Origin of the sequence: Nonomuraea sp. NPDC059007 (genome assembly GCF_042740555.1) — a bacterium.
Taxonomy (GTDB): Bacteria; Actinomycetota; Actinomycetes; order Streptosporangiales; family Streptosporangiaceae; genus Nonomuraea.
Genome location: NZ_JBHYJD010000020.1, coordinates 19,993 through 38,108 on the forward strand (window position 1 = coordinate 19,993; position 18,116 = coordinate 38,108).

Below are 18,116 nucleotides of genomic sequence, written 5' to 3' on the forward strand. Positions count from 1 at the left end.
CGGGCGCACCGCCGCGGCGCCGATCAGCCCTGACCGGAGCGTTGCCCGAGTTCGGCGATCAGGGCGCGCTGGTCGGGGATCAGGGAGCGGGCCAGCGCGGTCGTGGGCACGTGCTCGCCCCGCGCGGCCACGGTCTCGGCCATCCGCACCCCGCTGCCCAGGTGCGTGGCCAGCAACGACGCCCACAGCGTGTCGAACTCGGCGCCGCTGCGGCGCTTCAGCTCGGTGATCTGGACGGGGGAGAGCATGCCGGGCATGGCGTGACCGGCGGCCGGCGGGGTGGAGGGCACCGCCGTACCCCAGGAGCGCAGCCAGGAGGACATGAGCTCGATGTCGGCGCGCTCCTTCTTGATCAGCTCACGCGCGACCCGCCGGACGTAGGTGTCGCCGGACTTCTTCTCGGCCAGTTGCGCCACCTGGATGGTCTGCAGGTGGTGGGGGATCATCTGCTGGGAGAAGGCCAGGTCGGCGGGGTTGTATCCGGCGCCGGAGGCGATGGGCGCCCTCGCTGCCTGGCCGCAGCCGCAGGCCAGGGCGGCCAGGCACAGGGCGGCGATCGCGGTTCGCGTGGTGCGGGAGCCTGTCATGGTCGATCCCTTCGGGAGCACTCATGACCGGATACGCGGCTGCCGCCGGACAGGTTCGGTCTCAGGCGGCGCGCAACTGATTGAGCAGCCCGAGCCGGTCGATGACGGCGTGGCGTTCGCTGATGCGCTCGCCGGCGAAGCGGAAGAGCGCGAACGCCTCCATGGACACCTCCCGGCCGGTCGGGGGGACGCCGAGCAGTTCGCCGCTGTGGGTCGCGGTCATGCGCCAGCGCACGGCGACCTGGTCGCCCTCGCCGAGGATGTCGAGGATCTCGAACCTGGGCCCGGCGTGCGTGGCGTGCACCTCGCGGATGGCCTCCTTGAAGCCCTGGGGCCCGACGATGTGCTGGTGCTCGCCTTCGGTGGTGATGAAGTCGGGGGTGAACAGTTCGTCGGCGATGTCGACGTCGCCGAGCTCAAGGGCTTTGTACAGACGTCTGACGGTGTCCTTGCGCGCTTCGATGCTCACGAGGTCTCCTGTCGGAATTTCTGAGTGATTACTCAATAAAGCTACTCTTTCCTGAGCGATTACTCAATAAATCGGGAGTGAAACGATGGCGGAATCCAGGCGCGGCCGGCCGTCCACCGGCGTGCGCGAGGCGGTGCTGAAGGCGACGGAGCAGGTTCTCGGCGAGGCGGGCCTGGCGCTGTCGACCAAGGAGATCGCCCGCCGGGCGGGTGTCGTGGAGTCGAGCGTCTTCTACCACTTCGGCAACCGCCTCGGCCTGCTGCAGGCCGTCATCAACCTGCACCTGCCGGTCTTCGCCGACGCCACGGTGGTGCTCGGCCGCCCTGGCCGCAGCGGCGACCTGACGGCCGATCTGGCCGCGGTCATCGGCGGTCTGGAGCGGTTCTACCTGCGGATCATGCCGATCCTGGGCGCGCTGCAGTCCGACCGCCAGCTCCGCGAGCTGCTGGTCGAACGCGAGGCCGAGGTGGGCCCGCATCTCGCGCTGAAGCCGGTCGCCGAGCTGCTGCGGGCCGAGCAGCGGGCCGGGCGGATGCGCGCGTCACTGGACCCGGTGGCGGGCGCGCTGCTGTTGATCGGGGCCGGGCATCAGCGGGCGCTGCACCGGTACCTGCTGGGGGATCTGGCCGCCGGCCTGCTGCCTTCGGCCGAGTCGGTGGCCGGGGCGTTGCTCCCGGCGTTCGAGATGGCGTAGCCCTTACCCGATCGCGCACCGGATGAGGGTCTCGGCCGCGGCGCGGGCGTGCGCCGCCGTGCCGGGGTCGCGGGTGATCGCGGCCGTGGCCTGGGCGCCCTCGGCGAGCAGGGCCAGCTGCGGGGCGAGGTGGTCGGGGCCGCCCGCGTCGCGCACCAGGCCGGCGACGTGGCGCTGGAAGGACGTCTTCTGCTCGCGTACGGCCGCGGCGACCTTGGTGTTGCCGCCGCCCAGTTCGCCGAAGAAGTTGATGAAGGCGCAGCCGCGGAAGTCGTCCTCGCGAAACCACTCGGCCAGGAAGTCGAAGACGGCCAGCACCTTGTCGCGCGGCGTCGCGGCCGCCGCGACGGCCTTGGCCAGGCCGGTGTTCCACTGCTCCGTCCGGTGCCGGAGCACGGCCAGGACCAGGTCGTCCTTGGAGGGGTAGAGCGCGTAGATGCGCTTCAGCGACACGCCCGACGCGGTACGCACCGCGTCCATGCCGACGGCCTGGACTCCCTGGGCGTAGAACAGCCCGTCTGCGGTGGACACGACGCGGGCACGCGCCGCCTCCTCGTTGTTCATGAGAGCTCCCGGGTTGCGCAGAGAACGTACGTTCTCTACTGTAGTCCACAGAAGAGGAGAACGATCGTTCTCCGCCGAAGGGGAGGAAAGATCTCATGGGCCACATCAAGGTCGGAACGGAAAACAGCACCGCCATCGAGCTCTACTACGAGGACCAGGGAGCGGGCCAGCCGGTCGTGCTCATCCACGGCTACCCGCTGAACGGCCACAGCTGGGAGCTCCAGACCCGCGAACTCCTCGCCGCCGGCTACCGGGTCATCACCTACGACCGCCGCGGCTTCGGCCAGTCCAGCAAGGTGGGCGGCGGCTACGACTACGACACCTTCGCCGCCGACCTGAACACGCTGCTGGAGACCCTCGACCTGCGCGAGGTCATCCTCGTCGGCTTCTCCATGGGCACCGGCGAACTCGCCCGCTACGTCAAGAACCACGGCCACGAGCGCGTCGCCAAGCTCGCGTTCCTGGCGTCGCTGGAGCCGTTCCTCGTGGCGGCCGACGACAACCCCACCGGCGTGCCCCAGAAGGTCTTCGACGGCATCGCCGCCGCGGCCCGAGCCGACCGCTACGCCTGGTTCACCCAGTTCTACAAGGACTTCTACAACCTCGACGAGAACCTCGGCACCCGGATCAGCCAGGAGGTCGTCACCGCGAACTGGAACACCGCCACGACCTCCGCCCCGGTCGCCGCCTACGCGGTGGTCCCGGCCTGGATCGAGGACTTCCGCAAGGACGTCGAGGCGGTACGCGCGGCCGGCAAGCCGTCGCTGATCCTGCACGGGACCAAGGACAACATCCTGCCGATCGACGCCACCGGGCGCCCCTTCCACCAGGCGTTCCCCGAGGCGGAGTACGTCGAGGTCGAGGGCGCACCGCACGGCCTGCTGTGGACGCACGCCGCCGAGGTCAACAAGGCGCTGCTGGCCTTCGCCGGCAGGTGAGCGGTTCGTTCAAGACCGGGGCCTGACGCGGGATGAAGACTGCCCGGCATGACCGGACCAGCCTTCACTCCCGCCTTGGGCCGCTTGGCCCCCACCCGGCTCTACGACGCCGTCGCCGCGCTGACGCGCGAACGCCTGTGGCGCGGCCTGCTCGCGATGCACGCCGCGCCGCGGCCCGGTGACGTGATCGTCGACGTGGGCTGCGGCACCGGGTCACTGGCACTGCTGCTGAACCGGGTCGAGCCGCGGGCCCGCGTCATCGGCGTCGACCCCGACCCGGACGTGCTGGCGCTGGCCCGCCGCAAGGCCGCCGCCGCGGGCGCAGAACCGGAATGGCGCACCGGCATGGGCGACGCGCTCACCGAGATCGTCGAAGCGGGCTCGGCGAGCACGGCCGTCTCCAGCCTCGTGCTGCACCAGTGCCCGGTCGCGATGAAGCGGGCCGTACTCGCGTCGATGTTCGCGGTGCTGAGGCCGGGCGGGCGGCTGGTCATCGCCGACTACGGGCTGCAGCGCACGGCGCTGATGCGCACGGCCTTCCGGATCGTCCAGCTCGCCGACGGCCGGGCCGACACCCAGCCCAACGCCGACGGCATCCTGCCCGCGCTCATGACCGAAGCCGGGTTCTGCGCCGTGCGCGAGGCCGAGGTGGTCTCAACGATCACGGGCTCCATCTCCGTGTACGTCGCCCGCCGCGGCTGAGCGGCGCAGCAGGGGCGCCACGGCGGCCGGGGTGAGCCCCATCATCTCGCGCAGCCGCCGGGTGAAATGCGCCTGGTCGGCGAAGCCGCCCGTGATCGCCGCGTCGGCCGGCGACTGCCCGGCCCGCATCGCCTCGGCCGCCCGGCGCAGGCGCACCCAGATCCGCCAGCGCGACAGCGGCATGCCCAGCTCCCGCCGCGCCAGCGCCCGCAGCCGCTGCGGCGACAGCCCGACCTCGGCGGCCAGCGCGGGCATGGAGCCGGGAACACACGCCCCTCCCTCCGGACCGGCCGCGACGGGCAGCGCGCCCGGGGCGCCCGGCCATCCGTCCCGGCCGGCCGCGGCCGGGGCGGGTGTCATGCCCTGGTCGGACAGGGCGCGCATCGCCGCCACCAGGCGGGGGTCGAGCTTGCCGGACGGGTGCGCGCCGCCGCCGCGTACGTCCTGCTCGCGCAGGCCGCGCAGGTCGGCGGCGGCGGTGATCCCGGTGCCGCCGCGCGCCCGCAGCCGGTCGGCGAACGCGCAGTGCGGCTCGACGAAGAACGTGAGCAGGTTGTCCACCGCGAGGATCCGGTGCCCCACCATCGGCGGCACGACCAGCGCCGCGGCACGGTGCCGGGTCCGGGCGGCGTCCAGCATGGACACCTCCCCCTCGACGGCGATGGCGATCTGGAAGGCGGCGTGGCGATGCGCGGCGCTGTCGGACACCGGGCCCCGGTACAGCGCGTACCCCTCGTGGACGGCGAAGTACGGCGCCGCTTCGTCCCCGGACGTCACCCCGCCGATGCTGCCAGAAGCCATCGCCGGTGGCGTCAGGGGGTGGCGGAGGCGTAGGCCTGGGCGAGCTTCGTCCAGATCGTGCCGGCCACGTCCGAGGCGGCCATCCGGTTGGTCACGACCATCAGCGTCACGCCGCGGGTGCGGTCGGTGGCGCCCATCGAGGTGAATCCGCCGTACGCGCCCGCGTGCCCCTGCCAGGTGCGCCGGCCGACCTTCGTGCGTTCGGTGGCCATGCCGTAGGTGCCGTCGGCGGCCTGCGACTGGGGTGACGGCGTGGTCATCGTCTTGACGGTGGCGGGACGCAGGAGCCGCTCGTCGGCGAACAGGGCGTCGAGGAAGCGGGCGCCGCCGGTCGCGGTGCCGGCGAACATCCCGTCGCCGAACGGCAGGCCGTACAGGTCGGTGGGGATGCCCTTGGCGCCGTGGGCGGTGAAGAAGTCGGTCAGCGCGCCGCCGTCGCCGACGGTGTAGCCGTGGGCGAAGCGGGACAAAGCGCGCCCCGAGCGCTCGGCGGTGAGGGAGTCGCCGGTGGTGCCCGCCCCGCGCAGGAAAAGCCGCAGGTCGCGTTCGAGGGCTTCGCCGCCGCCGGATGCCTTGCTCAGCACGTGGGCCAGGACGATGAACCCGGTGTTGGAGTACTCGTGCCGCTTGCCGGGGTTGACCGGCTTGCGGATGCCCGGCGCGAGCATGGCGAAGGTGTAGGGCCGGTTCGGGTCGTACTTCTTGCCGCCCTCGAACAGGGGAGCGGTCTTGGGATCGGCGTACATGTCCGGATAGCCGGCGGTGTGCGTGAGCAGCATCCGGAGCGTGACGACGTTCGAACCCGCTACCTTCTTCCCGACATAGGCGGAGATCGGGGTGTCCAGCGCCAGGATCTTCTGCTCGGTCAGGCGCAGGGCGTACGCGGCCAGGACCGTCTTGCCGAAGCTGCCCAGGCTGAACATGGTCGAGCCGGTGACCGGAGCGGACGGTTCGTTGATCGCCCGGCCGGACTTCGCCGACCAGATCACCTTCCCGTCGCGCATCGCGACCGCCTGGGCGCCGGGATCACCGACGCTCGCCGCCGCCTTGGCGAACGCCTTGTCGAGCGCGGTCGTGAGCGGCACCTGGGCCGAGGCGGGCACGGTCAGCCCGCCCACGAGAAGGCCTAACGCCGGCACGAGTGTCCTGAAGATCATGGTGGTCCCTCCGTGTGTCGGTGGTCAGTGTCCATGCTTGTTCACGAACGCCGTGAGCGCGGCGAGATATCCGGGGACGTACAGGGACCGCGGCGCGGCGACGGCCGTGACCGCACCCCAGATGCTGTCGGGATTGTCCAGTTCGTGCTTGGCCGCGCTGTGGGAGCCGCCGCGCAGGACCTCGACGGTGAGCAGGTCACGGGGGACGCCCGCGCGGTAGGCGGCCTCGGTCTCCTTGACGTCGACGTTGCGGTCGTGGTCGCCGAGCAGGACATAGGTGGGGACGCGTATCCCGGGAAGCTGATCGGTCACGTCGGCGCGGAAGTTGCGCAGCACGAACCGCCAGCGGTCCTTGCTCATCGGCGGGTCGTCCAGCCCGGAGGCGAGGTAGCGGTCGTAACCCACGCCGGCCTCCAGCAGGCGGATCTGGGCGGCGCGCCGCTTGAGCTCGGCGTCGAGCGTGCTCTGGCCGCGCAGTTCCGCCCGCAGGTTGTACTCGCCCTGCCGCAGCCAGTTCACCGCCGGACCCACGAGGATCATGAAGCGCACGTCGGTACGGTCACCGGCGACCTTCGGCAGCACCCAGCCGCCCTGGCTGATGCCCCAGAGCCCGAGCCGCCCCGGGTCGATCTCCGGCCGCTTCTTCGCCCAGTCCAGCGCGGCCTCCACCTCGGCGCCGCGATCGTCCATGCTCTGGTCGAGCCAGTTGCCCGGCGCGCCGCCGACGCCCGGCTTGTTCCAGGACAGCGACGCGTACCCGGCACGCGCGAACGCCTCCCAGAGCGGGCGGTAGAACCCGTCCCGGCTCGCGTCCGCCTCGCCGTCTCCATGCGCGAAGACGACCAGCCCGTACGGCCCCTTGCCTTCCTCCGGCAGCGCGAGCACCGCCTTCAGCGGCTGCTTCGGCCCCGGAATGCTCACCTCCACCTCGCGCACGGCGAAGTCGTTCTGCACGACGATCCACACACCGGTCGCCGCGACCAGCGCGAGCACACAGAGCACCACCCACGTTCTAACCTTCATGCAACTATCGTAACTGATACGATCGGCTGCATTGCGAACGCTTCACCATGTTCCCCGAATTGGGGTGAAACACTCTGCCGAGTCCGGACACGTACCGGGGTGTAGGTGTCCAGGAAGAGAGAAGGCAGCGTGGCCCCCCGTGATCGCAAACGGCGTTTCGAGGAGATCTACGCTGCCCAATATCCCGATATTTTGGCTTACATCCGGCGGCGCATGGACGGTCACGACGACGCCGCGGACGCCCTCGCCGAGACGTTCTCCATCGCCTGGCGCCGCCTCGACGACATCCCCGAGGGCCGAAGGGCCCGCCTGTGGCTGTACGGCGTCGCCCGCAAGGTCGTGGCCAACGGCCACCGGGCCGAGTCGCGGCGCAGCGACCTGGTCGAACGGCTCGGCCTGCACCTGGCCCAATGGGCGGAGGCGAGCGGCCCGGAGGAGGTCACCGACGTGCGGAAGGCCTTCTCGCGCCTGAGCCAGGAAGATCGCGAGGTGCTCTCGCTGGCCGGCTGGGAGGGACTGAGCTCGGCGGAGATCGCCACCGTCCTGGGCTGCTCGCGCGGCGCGGCCAGGATCCGCCTGCACCGCGCCCGCAAACGACTGGCCAGGGAACTCGAGGAGTCCGGGCTCGACCTGGCCCGCTACGGCTCGCGCGCGATCGCGCTGGCGAAAGGGGCGATGTGAATGAACGGCATCGATCGGCTGGTCGCCGGCATCGCGCCCGACCCCGGGCCCGGCGCGAGCCCGCTGGCCGCCGAACTGATGGAGGAGATCACCGCGCAGCCGGTCCCGCCGCGAACCGTCTTCTCGTGGCGCCGCCGGTTCGTGGCGCCCGCCCTCGCCCTGATGACGGTCGTCCTGGCCGTCGGGCTGGGCCAGACGCCGGCCGCCGCCGCGCTCGACATCGACCGGGTGGGCGACCACTACGTCATCACGGTGAACGACCTGTTCGCCGATCCCCGTGTCTACGAGTCCGAGCTCAGGGCACGCGGCCTGCGCATCACGCTCAAGCTCGCGCCGACCTCGGCGAGCCTGGCGCGCAGCATCCTGGTGATCAACGACTCCGAGCGGCTGAGGGCCGGCCACCAGGTGCCCGGCAAGGGTCCCGTCACGACGATCGAGGCCCCCGGTCCGTGCGAACGGTTCGGTGGCTGCCCGACCGGCCTGAAAGTGCCGATTAATTACGATAAATCGGCGGAGATCATCCTGGGCCGGCGGGCGCAACCAGGTGAGAGGTACACCCTGCCACCCGGCATCGCCATGCCCGGAGAACCCCTGCATTGCGTGAACTATGTGAACAAGAGCGTCGCCGAGGTCACGGCGATGCTCCGCGCCCGCGACGTCGAACCCGAGTTCACCTCCTACGGCGCGCCCCGCTCCACGCCCGATGCGCCCGCGGGCTGGTACGTCCACGACGGCGTCATGAGCGCCGACGGCCGCGCGCTGCTGCTGACCGGCCCGCGCCCGCGCCCCGGCCCGCAGAAGGCCGTCTGCTCCTGACCTCTTCCCGCTCCTGACGCCTCCAGGCCCCTGACCCCCTTCTGCTCCTGACCCCGTCCGGGACCGCGCATGCCGCCATGCGTGGATCCCGTCATGCCCTGACCCCGATCGGATGTCGCGTGCTCACACAAACCCGGGTGATCCCGGCGACGCCGCCCCGCGTCCTGGCCGGCCACGGCGCCTTCGTCGTGCTCCTCACCCTGGCCGCCGCCCTGCGCGTGGTGACGATGCTCGGCTACCGGCCGGCCCGGCTCTACTGGTACGACTCCTTCACCTACCTCGACACCGCCGTTCACCTCGCGCCGTCGGCGTCCTTCCACCCGATCGGCTATCCGCTGTTCCTGCGGGCGCTGCTGCCGTTCCACAGCGTCGAACTGGTCGCCGCCGTCCAGCACGCCCTGGGCCTGAGCGTCGGCGTGATGATCTACGCCGTGCTGCGCCGCAGGTCGGTGCCCGGCTGGGCGGCCGTGCTCGCCACGGTGCCGGCGTTGCTCGACGCCTCGTTCCTGCGGCTCGAACACGCCGTCCTGTCGGACACCCAGTTCATCGTGCTGGTCGTGGCGGGGCTGAGCGTCCTGATGTGGTCGCCGCGGCTGAGCACGCGCGCCGCCGTCCTGGCGGGGCTGCTGTTCGCCCTGGCCGCGCTGACCCGCACGATCGCGCTGCCGTTGCTGCTGCTGGTCCTGATCGTGCTGGCGGTGCGGCGGGTGGGGTGGCGGCGGCTGACGGCCCTGGCCCTGGCGGGCATCCTGCCCTTGATCGCGTACGCCGCCTGGTACGGCGCCCACCACGGCAGATTCGCGATCAGCGGAGCCGACGGCGTCGCGCTGTGGGCCCGCACGATGACCTTCGCCGACTGCTCCGTCATCCGGCCACCCCCCGACCAGGCCAGGCTCTGCCCCAACGCGACCGTGCTGGACGCCGCCTCCGAATACGTCTGGGCCGAGCGAGCCTCCCTGAACCAGTTGCCCGGCGACCGCTTCTCCCACAACGACCTGGCCCGCGCGTTCGCGATCCGCGCGATCCTCGCCCAGCCCCTGGACTACCTCGGCGAGGTCGTCCGCGACACCTCCATCGCCTTCTCCTGGACCCCGATCGCCCACCCCGCCCGCACCACCCCGGCCTTCGGCTTCGCCCAGGGACATTGGCCGCTGCCGGAGCAGCCGCTGATCGACAAGGTGAGGAAGGAGTACGACTCCGGCATCCGCGGGCTGTCGTCGGCCGGGCCGTACGCCGGCTTCCTGGTCGTCTACCAGTACGGGGCCTATCTGCGCGGCCCGGTGCTGGCCGCGATCCTGCTGCTCGGCGCGGTGGCCGCGGTCCGCCGCCCGCGCGTGGCACTGCTGCCCTGGGCGCTGGCGATGGGCCTGCTCGTCGGCCCGGTCGCCGTCCTCGACTTCGATCACCGCTACGTGCTGCCGGTGATCCCGATCGCCTGCCTCGCCGCCGCCCTCTGCCTGCCCTGGAGGCGCCGTTGAGCGGTGCGCGGGTCAGGCGGAGCGGGCCGCCGACCGTCTCACGTACGCCCCCGGCGTCTGGCCGAAGTGCCGGCGAAAGGCCAGGATGTAGCCGTTCGCGCTGGTGAAGCCCACCCTGGCGGCCACCGCGCCGACCAGGTGCCCGCGATCCAGCAACTCCAGGGACTGGTTGAGACGCAGCCGCGTGCGCCACTCGGAGAAGGCCAGGCCCGTCTCGGCCCTGAAGGCCCTGCGCAGGCTGGTCGAGCTGCTGTGCAGGCTGCGTGCCCACTCGGCGGCGGTGCGCGGGTCGCTGGGCGTACGGCTGAGCTGCTCGGCCACGGCCGAGGCCACACGGCTGCTGGGCCGGGGGAGAGGCAGGCTGGCCCGATGCCCGGCAGACAGGGCGGCGAACACGTCCGCGTCGCCGGCCGGGGCCGATCTGCGCATCCGGCTGAGCAGCAGCCTGCGCTGCGGGTCGGTGACGTTCACGGTCGTGACCTCGGTGTGCGGCAGCCGGTACAGGTCCGTCTCGAAGGTCTCCACGACGATCAGCGAGTCGGGGCCGAACCTGGCGCTGTGCGGCACCCCCGCCGGGATCCACACGCCGACCGACGGCGACAACCGGTGCTCGCACCCGTGCGCGGTGACGGTGATCCGCCCGAGCGGGACGTACAGGAACTGGTGGAAGTCGTGCGCGTGCGTCGGATGGCCCCAGTCCGCGATGAACTCGTCGTCGGCCAGGACCTCCGGCGCGGCCACTGTCTCCGTCACGGTCGCACAACCTCCTCGTGGATGGGTGGCCCCTGAGTGTGAGCGGCCGCCCGCCGCGTTGGACCCGCCCAAGTAAGGTAAGGGTAACCTAATCTGCCGTTCGCCAGGTTAGGAGCCCAGGATGACCGATGACTGACACCCCGCAGCAGCCGAAGCCGGTGCTCACCCGTGGCGTGGCGGTCGCCCTGCTCGCCGTCCTCTGCCTGGCCGTCGTGACCGTCGCGGGCATCGCCCTCGGCGCCCGCGACATCTCGCCGATGGAGGTTGTCCGCGTCCTGGCCGACCCGGGCGGCGACAGCTACAACGGTCACGTCCTGTGGACCGAGCGCATCCCGCGCACGCTGCTCGGGCTCGCGGTCGGCGCCGCGCTCGGCGCCTCCGGCCTGATCATGCAGGCGCTCACCGCGAACCCGCTGGCCGACCCCGGCATCCTCGGCGTCGAGCAGGGCGCGGCCATGTTCGTGGTCCTGGGCATCCTGTTCTTCGACATCACCGGCGTGGGCGGCTCCTTCTGGGCCGCGCTGGCCGGGGCGGGGCTGGCCGCCGCGCTGGTCTACGCCGTCGGCACGCGCAGCGCCATCGGCAGCACCACCATCGGGCTCGTCCTGGCCGGGGTCGCGGTGGCCGCCGTCATGAGCTCGCTCATCACCCTGCTCGTCGTCCGCGACGAAGCCGTCTACGCCCACCTGCGGTTCTGGTCGGTGGGCCAGCTCACCGGCCGGGCCGAGATCCTCGACGAGATCGCGCCGTTCGTCCTCGCGGGCCTCGTGCTGGCGTTGCCGCTGGGCCGTACCCTCAACATGCTCAGCATGGGCGACGACGCGGCCGCCGCGCTCGGCGTCAAGGTCGGCAGGGCGCGGCTGGGCGGCGCGGCCGTGGCGGTGCTGCTCTGCGCCGCGGCCACCGCGGCGGTCGGCCCCGTGGCCTTCGTCGGCCTGGTCGGCGCGCACTGCGCCAGGATGCTCGTCGGCGCCGACCACCGCTGGTCGCTCCCGCTGTCCATGGCCTGCGGGGCCGTGGTACTGCTCGGCGCCGACATCGCCGGGCGGCTCGTCCTGCGCAACGGGGAGATCCAGGTCGCGGTGATGACCGCGGTCGTCGGCACGCCGTTCTTCGTGTGGCTGGCCCGCCGCCGGAACCTGGTGCGCGTCTGATGAACCTGCTCGAAACCCGCGTGGGCGCGGGCTCCTCCGGCCGTGCCGCCGTGCTGTCCACGATCAGGCGTACGCGGCGAGGCCAGGTCAGGCGGCTGGCGGCCCTCGTCGTCCTGTGCTGCGCGCTGCTCGCCGCCCTGCTGACGGCGGCGATCTTCCTCGGCGGAGCCCGCCGGCTCGATCCGGCCGACATCCTGCCCGCCGCCTTCGGCCTGCGTACCGGCCTGGCCGACTACGTGGTCTTCCAGAACCGGCTGCCGAGGGCCCTGGCCGCGTCGCTGTCCGGCGCGCTGTTCGGCCTGTCGGGCGCCCTCTACCAGCGGCTCATCCGCAATCCGCTGGCCACGCCCGACATCGTGGGCATCTCGGCGGGCGGGGGCGCCGGCGCCACCACCGCGCTGGTCCTGGCGCCGTCCCTGCCCCTCGGCATCCCGCTGGCGGCGCTGTGCGGATCGTTCCTGCTGGTGGCCGCTATCCACGCCATCAGCTGGCGCCAGGGCGTGGACACCTACCGGCTGGTCCTGGTCGGCATCGGGCTCAGCGCCGTCTGCGTCGCGTACACCAACTACCTGCTCACCGCGGCCGACCAGCACAGCATCGCGATCGCGATGCGCTGGCTGGTCGGCAGCGTCAACGGCGTGAGCTGGGAGGGCGTCGCCACCCTCGCCGTGGCGCTCGTCCTGTGCGCGCTGGGCGCCACGGCGCTCGACCGCCCGCTGAGCGGCATGGTCCTGGGCGACGACCTGGCCACCGGCCTCGGCGCCACCGTGCCCAGAACCCGCGTCGCCACCCTCCTGCTGGGCGCGGGCGCCGCCGCGCTGGCCACCAGCGTCGTCGGGCCGATCGGCTTCGTGGCGCTGATCAGCGGCCCGATCGCGGTCAGGCTGACCGGCGGGCGGCACACGCTCGCCCTCGCGCCGCTGGCCGGCGCGGTCATCGTGCTCGGCGCCGACCTGCTGGCCCAGCACGCGCCCGTCATCAGCCCCGTGCCCACGGGCGTGCCCACCGCGCTGCTCGGCGCGCCCTACTTCTTCTGGCTGATCCTTCGCCGCGGAACCGGAGCCACGTCATGACCTACCAGCTCGAAGCCCGCGCGATCAGCAGCGGCTACGGCACGTCGCTGATCATCAAGGAGCTGTCCGCCGGCATCGCCGCCGGTCGCATCACCGCCCTGGTCGGGCCGAACGCGTGCGGCAAGTCGACCCTGCTCAAGTCCATCGCCCGGCTGCTGCCGCTCGCCGCCGGCGCGGTCCTGCTCGACGGCGCCGACATCCACGCCACCCCGACCAGGGAGGTGGCCCGCAGGCTCGGCGTCCTGCCGCAGTCGCCCGTCGCGCCGGAGAGCATCACCGTCGGCGACCTCGTCTGGCGGGGCCGCCACCCCCACCGCCGCTTCGGGCGGCGCCGTACCGCGGCCGACGAGGCGGTCATCGCCGACGCCCTGCTGGCCACCGGCACCGCCGAGCTGATCGACAGGCCGGTCGACCAGCTCTCCGGCGGCCAGCGGCAGCGCGTCTGGATCGCGCTCGCGCTGGCCCAGGACACGCCGACGCTGCTGCTCGACGAACCGACCACCTACCTCGACATCGCCCACCAGATCGAGGTGATGGACCTGCTGGCCGAGCTCAACGAGCGCACCGGCAAGACCATCGTGCTCGTCTCCCACGACCTCAACCAGGCCGCCCTGTACGCCTCGACCATCGTCGCCATGCGCGACGGCCGGATCGTGCGCCAGGGGCCGCCCGAGCACGTGCTCACCGAGGAGACCGTCGCGGAGGTGTTCGGCCTGACCTGCGCGGTCGTGCCCCACCCCGTCGACGGGACGCCACAGATCTTCCCACTGTCAAGGAGAAACCGATGAAGAAGTTCCTCGCGGCGGCCGCGGCCGGCCTGGCCCTGGTCACCGCCTGCGCGGCACCGGACCGGCCCGCGGACAAGGCCGCCGTCCCAGGGCCGGCGGAGGGCGCGTACCCCGTGACGCTCACCAACGCCTGGGGCCAGGACACCATCGACAAGAAGCCGCTGCGCGTGGCGACCGTCTCCGACGGCGACACCAGCATCGCCCTGGCCCTCGGGCTGGTGCCGGTGATCACCCCCGACGTCGAGGACGGCGGGGCGATCTCCGAGTACAAGAAGCGGGCCATGGACAAGCTCGGCGTCACCAGCCTGAAGACCTACGACGACACCGACGGCACCGACTACGAGGCCATCGCCGCCGAGGCGCCGGACGTCATCCTCGGCGTCAACACCTGGGGGATGGATACCGACTACGCCAAGCTCGCGCCGATCGCGCCGGTGGTGACCTACGCCCAGAAGAAGGACGCCGACACCCTGCCGTGGCAGGAGCGGCTGAAGGTGGCGGCCAAGGCGCTGGGCATGAGCGCCGAGGCGGAGGCGGTGATCGGCGCCAACCGCAAGGTCATCGCGGACGCCGCCGCGGCCAACCCCGCCTTCCGCGGCAAGACCTACACCTACGTCGTCGTCCACCCCGAGCAGATCACGTTCATGTCCTACGCCGGCCAGGACCCGGGCATCTTCGAGGATCTCGGCCTGCGCAAGACCGCCAACGCCGCCGGCTACACCGCCAACGACAACGGGGTCAGCCTGGAGAACCTCGACCAGCTCGACGCCGACGTCGTCCTGGTCACCTACCCGTTCGGCGACAAGGGCCTGCTCAGCGCGTCGGAGCTGGCGGGCAACAAGCTCTTCCAGTCGCTTGAGGCGGTCAAGAACAAGCACGTCGCGGTGGTGCCCGCCGAGAACACGCTCTCCTCGGCGATCGCCTACCCCGACGCGCTCAGTTCCTCCTGGGTGGTCGAGCAGCTCACCCCGATCCTGGCGAAGGCGGTCGCCGGAGGCTGACGCCCTGCCCGGGAGCGGTGACCAGGCCCGCGGGCATGGACAGCAGGCGGCGACCGCGCGCGATCGTGCCCGCCCGGTGGGCGATCACGATCAGGGTCCGGTCGCCGGCCGCGGCCGACAGCGCCCCCTCGATCATGGCGGCCGTCTCGTGATCGACCTCGGCGGTCGCCTCGTCCAGGATCAGCACCGCGGGGTCGGCGAGGCAGGCCCTGACGATGGCCACGAGCTGCCGCTCCCCGGCCGACAGGCGCGAGCCGTGCGTGCCCACCCTCGTGTCCAGGCCGCCGGGCAGCGCCGCGACCCATCCGGCCAGCCCGAGCTCGCGCAGCGCCGCTTCGACACGGCGGCGGTCCGGGGGGACGGGCAGCATGGCCAGGTTCTCCGCGAGCGTCCCGTCCACCAGCAGGACGTCCTGCGGGACCAGCACGACGCGCGCCCGCACCCGGGCCGGATCCGCCGCGGCCAGATCGTGCCCGGCGAAGCGGACGGCACCGGCGTCCGGCGTGTACAGCCCGGCCATGAGCTTGCCCACGGTGGACTTGCCCGAGCCGGTCCGCCCCGCGATCACCAGGCGGTCCCCGCTCGCGACGGTCAGCGACAGGCCGGCGACGGCCGTGCGCGCGCCGCCGTAGGAGAAGCCGACGCCGGACAGGGTGAGCTCGCCCCGCGCGGGCAGGTCGCCGTCGTCCGTGCCGCCGCCGGTGGGAGCGCTCGCCTCGATCAGGTCGAGTACGCGCGCCAGCCGTACGTGAGCCTCCCGAGCCTCGCCGATCGAGGCGGCCAGATCCTCGAAGCGGTGGAAGATGTCCCGGGTGGCCAGGACGAACACGACGGCCACCCCGACGCTGAGCAGGTCACGGCCGACCAGCCACGCGCTGAGGGCCAGCACCACCGCCACGCAGGCCGCCTGAAGCAGCGCGAGCCGGTTGAGCTCCAGCTCGGCGCGCACCTGCGCCGCCTGCGCGTCGAGCAGCCGGTCGTTGTCGGCGCCGAAGCGCGCCAGCCAGCGCGGCACGGCGCCGTTGACGCGCAGTTGCTCCTGGGCCGGAAGGGACTCGGCGAACCGCGCCGCGACCGTGGCCTGCGCCGCGGCGACCGCGCCGTACGCCACGCCGGCCCGGGCCTTGAACCGGCGCACGATCAGCACGGCCGGCGGCACGAACGTCAGCAGCATCACCGCGGTCAGCAACCACGAGTACGCCGCCAGCATCACCACGGTGAACACCAGGACCGCGGCGCCGGTGACGAGGTCGGGCAGCGTGGCGCCCACGAACGAGCCCAGCCCGTTGATCTCGCCGGTCACCCTGCGCAGCAGCTCGCCCCTGCGGTTGGCCTCGACGAAGCGCAGCGGAGCCGTGCCGAGTGCGGACACGGCCCGTTCGCGCAGCCCGGCGAGCGCGTGCTCACCCACCCTGACCAGCCAGTACCGCGACGACCACGCGAGCGCGCCCCCGGCCGCGACCAGGGCGAGCAGCATCCCCGACCACAGGGCCAGCGCGCCCGCCCGCCCGCCGCCGGCCGCGTCGATCACCCGGCCGATCGCCGCGGTCACCCCGACCGCCAGAGCGGCGCCGGTCAGGTTGAGCGCCACGACGGCGGCCAGCGCGAGCCGGTGCCCGCGCAGGAACGCCGCCGCACGGCGGAAGACGGCCCGCTGGTCCGGCAGGTCGGCGAGGATGGGCTGGTCAGGCACGGGTGGGCTCCTGCGTGAGCGTGCCGCCGGCGAGCGTGACCCGCCGGTCGGCGCGGGCGAGGACGGCCGGTGAGTGGCCGGCGAAGACGACCGCCTTGCCCGCCGTCGCGCGGCGGAGCCGGTCCAGCACGCGCGCCTCGGTGCCGGCGTCCAGGGCCGAGGTGACGTCGTCGAGCAGCAGCACGGGGCAGTCGCGCAGCAACGCCCTGGCCAGCACGATCAGCTGGCGCTGCCCGCCGGACAGGGCGCCGCCGCGTTCGCCCGCCTGCGTGTCCCAGCCGTCGGCGAGCCCGCTCAGCGCGAGGTCGAGCCCGGCCGCGAACGCGGCACGCTCGATCTCGTGATCGGGGTGGTCGCCGCTCAGCCGCAGGTTCTCCGCGATCGTGCCGTGCAGCAGCAGCGGCCCCTGCGGGACGAACCCGAGCGTGCGGTAGAGGTCGCCGGGGTCGCTGCCCCGCAGCGGGACCCCGCCGAACGAGGCCTCGCCCGTCGAGGGCACGAGCTGGGCGATGGCCCGCAGGAGCGTGCTCTTGCCCGACCCGGTCGCACCGGTGAGCACGACCCACTCGCCGGGCGCGGCGCTCAGCTCCAGCGGGCCGAGCACGGGCCCGCCCTCCCGTTCGACGCACAGCCCGCTGACCCGCAGCAGCCCGGCGCGCGGCAGGGCGCTCCCGCCCTCCGGCACACCGGGCAGCGCCAGGATCTCCTCGATCCGCCCGGCCGCGACGCGCGCCTCGGCCCGGTCGCCGAGCCTGGCGGTCATGACGGTGACCGCCAGCGACACCGTGCCCATCCACAACACGAACGTGGTCAGCTCGCCGACGGTGAGGCGTCCCTGCAGCGCCGCGTACCCGCCCGCGAACAGCCCGGCCACGACCGCCAGCCGGGGCACGACGAAGACCGCGGCCTCCCAGGCGGAGCCGACCGAGGCCAGGCGCATCGTGTGGCGGCTGACCTCGGCGCTGTGGCGGTGATGGCGCTCGACCATGAGCCGGTCGGCGCCCACGCCGCGCAGGGGGAGCAGGGCCGTCAGCAGGTGCTCGGCCACCGTCGCGCGCCCGCTGTGCGCCAGGGCCAGCTCCTCCGCGCGCCGGTCGAACAACGGCGGGAAGACCCGGTTGACCGCCAGCAGCAGCGGCACGGTCAGCGCGGCGACCAGGAGCAGCAGCGGGTCGAGACCCGCCATCGCCGGGACCAGCACCAGCCCGGTGGCGCCGATCACCACCCACGTGGTGAGCCCGTGCACCCAGACCTGCACGGTGTCGACGTCACGCGTGGCCCGGGTGCTCAGGTCACCGAACCCGCCGGCGTCGCGCCGCATCGTCTCGGTGTCGACCGCCAGGATCGCCCGCAGCAGCCGGGTACGCAGCCACGCCCCCGCCCGGACGTCGGCCAGCGTGGCCCATTTCTGCCAGCCCCGCATGCCCGCGTACTCGGCGGCGGCCACCACGACGAAGGCCCCGGCGTAACCGGCGGCGGCGGGCACCGAACCGGCCCGCACGCCCAGATCCACCGCCCGCCCGAGCAGCCACGGCAGGGCCAGGAACGCGAGCTGCCTGACCACCGCCGCGGCCACCGCGCGCAGCAGGTCCGCCCTCACCCGCATCAGGCACTGCCGCAGCAGCAGCCGTCCTCGCCGATTCGTCACGGCCGAAACCGTAGGTTCCGCACCCGCCCGCGGCTCCAAGGCAGAGCGCACGCCGTCGAAGCCGCGGCCCGATCGTGCGCGGCAGTGGCACGGCCT

At 72.8% G+C, this 18,116-nt stretch carries 19 protein-coding genes; 10 read left to right on the plus strand and 9 right to left on the minus strand.

Features of this window, described 5'->3' with window-relative positions; all coding sequences use genetic code 11:
• Positions 1-23: 23 nt before the first annotated feature.
• Entirely contained in the window at positions 24-587 is a 564-nt protein-coding gene (locus tag ACFWY5_RS30115; protein WP_379635924.1) for a DUF305 domain-containing protein, read from the minus strand.
• 61 nt (positions 588-648) lie between these two features.
• On the minus strand, positions 649-1,056 hold the full coding sequence (locus ACFWY5_RS30120; protein ID WP_379635926.1) for an ester cyclase: 408 nt from the start codon (positions 1,054-1,056) through the stop codon (positions 649-651).
• An 85-nt stretch (positions 1,057-1,141) separates the two neighbouring features.
• On the opposite strand from ACFWY5_RS30120, the gene ACFWY5_RS30125 reads away from it, so the two are divergent.
• Positions 1,142-1,750, plus strand: coding sequence for a TetR/AcrR family transcriptional regulator (locus tag ACFWY5_RS30125; protein WP_379635928.1), 609 nt, complete (start codon positions 1,142-1,144; stop codon positions 1,748-1,750).
• Positions 1,751-1,753: 3 nt separating this feature from the next.
• Here the strand turns inward: ACFWY5_RS30125 and ACFWY5_RS30130 are convergent, their stop codons facing one another.
• The gene (locus ACFWY5_RS30130) at positions 1,754-2,314 is read right to left on the minus strand and encodes a TetR/AcrR family transcriptional regulator (RefSeq protein WP_379621102.1); all 561 of its coding nucleotides are present in this window, start codon (positions 2,312-2,314) and stop codon (positions 1,754-1,756) included.
• Between the two features lie 95 nt (positions 2,315-2,409).
• Between ACFWY5_RS30130 and ACFWY5_RS30135 the strand changes: the two genes are divergently transcribed.
• Together ACFWY5_RS30135 and ACFWY5_RS30140 are read left to right on the plus strand one after the other, a co-directional pair.
• Positions 2,410-3,252 (plus strand): alpha/beta fold hydrolase, encoded by an 843-nt coding sequence (locus tag ACFWY5_RS30135; RefSeq protein WP_379635930.1) that lies wholly within the window; start codon positions 2,410-2,412, stop codon positions 3,250-3,252.
• Positions 3,253-3,300: 48 nt separating this feature from the next.
• Entirely contained in the window at positions 3,301-3,954 is a 654-nt protein-coding gene (locus tag ACFWY5_RS30140; RefSeq protein ID WP_379635932.1) for a class I SAM-dependent methyltransferase, read from the plus strand.
• On the opposite strand, the gene ACFWY5_RS30145 is transcribed toward ACFWY5_RS30140, so the two are convergent.
• From ACFWY5_RS30145 to ACFWY5_RS30155, 3 genes are read right to left on the minus strand one after another with little or no spacing between them, the layout of a single operon-like run.
• A complete protein-coding gene (locus ACFWY5_RS30145; RefSeq protein ID WP_379635934.1) occupies positions 3,907-4,731 on the minus strand; it encodes a helix-turn-helix transcriptional regulator in 825 nt (274 codons plus the stop codon). The genes ACFWY5_RS30140 and ACFWY5_RS30145 overlap by 48 nt on opposite strands.
• A gap of 35 nt (positions 4,732-4,766) precedes the next feature.
• On the minus strand, positions 4,767-5,912 hold the full coding sequence (locus ACFWY5_RS30150) for a serine hydrolase domain-containing protein (RefSeq protein ID WP_379635936.1): 1,146 nt from the start codon (positions 5,910-5,912) through the stop codon (positions 4,767-4,769).
• A 24-nt stretch (positions 5,913-5,936) separates the two neighbouring features.
• Positions 5,937-6,935: an alpha/beta hydrolase family protein gene (locus ACFWY5_RS30155; RefSeq protein WP_379635938.1), complete on the minus strand. Its 999-nt coding sequence runs from the start codon at positions 6,933-6,935 to the stop codon at positions 5,937-5,939.
• 129 nt (positions 6,936-7,064) lie between these two features.
• Between ACFWY5_RS30155 and ACFWY5_RS30160 the strand changes: the two genes are divergently transcribed.
• From ACFWY5_RS30160 to ACFWY5_RS30170, 3 genes are all read left to right on the plus strand, one after another.
• On the plus strand, positions 7,065-7,616 hold the full coding sequence (locus tag ACFWY5_RS30160; protein WP_379621114.1) for an RNA polymerase sigma factor: 552 nt from the start codon (positions 7,065-7,067) through the stop codon (positions 7,614-7,616).
• Positions 7,617-8,432, plus strand: coding sequence for a hypothetical protein (locus ACFWY5_RS30165; RefSeq protein ID WP_379635940.1), 816 nt, complete (start codon positions 7,617-7,619; stop codon positions 8,430-8,432).
• A gap of 119 nt (positions 8,433-8,551) precedes the next feature.
• Positions 8,552-9,910, plus strand: coding sequence for a hypothetical protein (locus ACFWY5_RS30170; RefSeq protein ID WP_379635942.1), 1,359 nt, complete (start codon positions 8,552-8,554; stop codon positions 9,908-9,910).
• A 12-nt stretch (positions 9,911-9,922) separates the two neighbouring features.
• Here ACFWY5_RS30170 and ACFWY5_RS30175 read toward each other — a convergent pair whose 3' ends face one another.
• The gene (locus tag ACFWY5_RS30175) at positions 9,923-10,663 is read right to left on the minus strand and encodes a helix-turn-helix domain-containing protein (RefSeq protein ID WP_379621120.1); all 741 of its coding nucleotides are present in this window, start codon (positions 10,661-10,663) and stop codon (positions 9,923-9,925) included.
• A 128-nt stretch (positions 10,664-10,791) separates the two neighbouring features.
• Between ACFWY5_RS30175 and ACFWY5_RS30180 the strand changes: the two genes are divergently transcribed.
• Genes ACFWY5_RS30180 through ACFWY5_RS30195 form a run of 4 tightly spaced genes read left to right on the plus strand, consistent with a single transcriptional unit; the run spans position 10,792 to position 14,679 of the window.
• Positions 10,792-11,817: a FecCD family ABC transporter permease gene (locus tag ACFWY5_RS30180; protein ID WP_379621122.1), complete on the plus strand. Its 1,026-nt coding sequence runs from the start codon at positions 10,792-10,794 to the stop codon at positions 11,815-11,817.
• Complete coding sequence (locus ACFWY5_RS30185) at positions 11,817-12,890, plus strand: FecCD family ABC transporter permease (RefSeq protein WP_379635944.1); 1,074 nt, start codon at positions 11,817-11,819, stop codon at positions 12,888-12,890. The genes ACFWY5_RS30180 and ACFWY5_RS30185 overlap by 1 nt, the downstream gene beginning before the upstream one ends.
• Positions 12,887-13,678 carry an ABC transporter ATP-binding protein gene (locus ACFWY5_RS30190; RefSeq protein WP_379621126.1) on the plus strand — a complete coding sequence of 264 codons (792 nt, stop codon included), beginning with the start codon at positions 12,887-12,889 and terminating at the stop codon, positions 13,676-13,678. Before ACFWY5_RS30185 ends, ACFWY5_RS30190 begins: the two co-directional genes overlap by 4 nt.
• On the plus strand, positions 13,675-14,679 hold the full coding sequence (locus ACFWY5_RS30195; protein WP_379635946.1) for an ABC transporter substrate-binding protein: 1,005 nt from the start codon (positions 13,675-13,677) through the stop codon (positions 14,677-14,679). Before ACFWY5_RS30190 ends, ACFWY5_RS30195 begins: the two co-directional genes overlap by 4 nt.
• On the opposite strand, the gene ACFWY5_RS30200 is transcribed toward ACFWY5_RS30195, so the two are convergent.
• Together ACFWY5_RS30200 and ACFWY5_RS30205 are read right to left on the minus strand one after the other, a co-directional pair.
• A complete protein-coding gene (locus tag ACFWY5_RS30200) occupies positions 14,642-16,372 on the minus strand; it encodes an ABC transporter ATP-binding protein (protein ID WP_379635949.1) in 1,731 nt (576 codons plus the stop codon). The two genes, ACFWY5_RS30195 and ACFWY5_RS30200, sit on opposite strands and share 38 nt — an antisense overlap.
• Positions 16,365-18,020: an ABC transporter ATP-binding protein gene (locus ACFWY5_RS30205; RefSeq protein ID WP_379635950.1), complete on the minus strand. Its 1,656-nt coding sequence runs from the start codon at positions 18,018-18,020 to the stop codon at positions 16,365-16,367. The genes ACFWY5_RS30200 and ACFWY5_RS30205 overlap by 8 nt, the downstream gene beginning before the upstream one ends.
• Positions 18,021-18,116 lie beyond the last annotated feature (96 nt).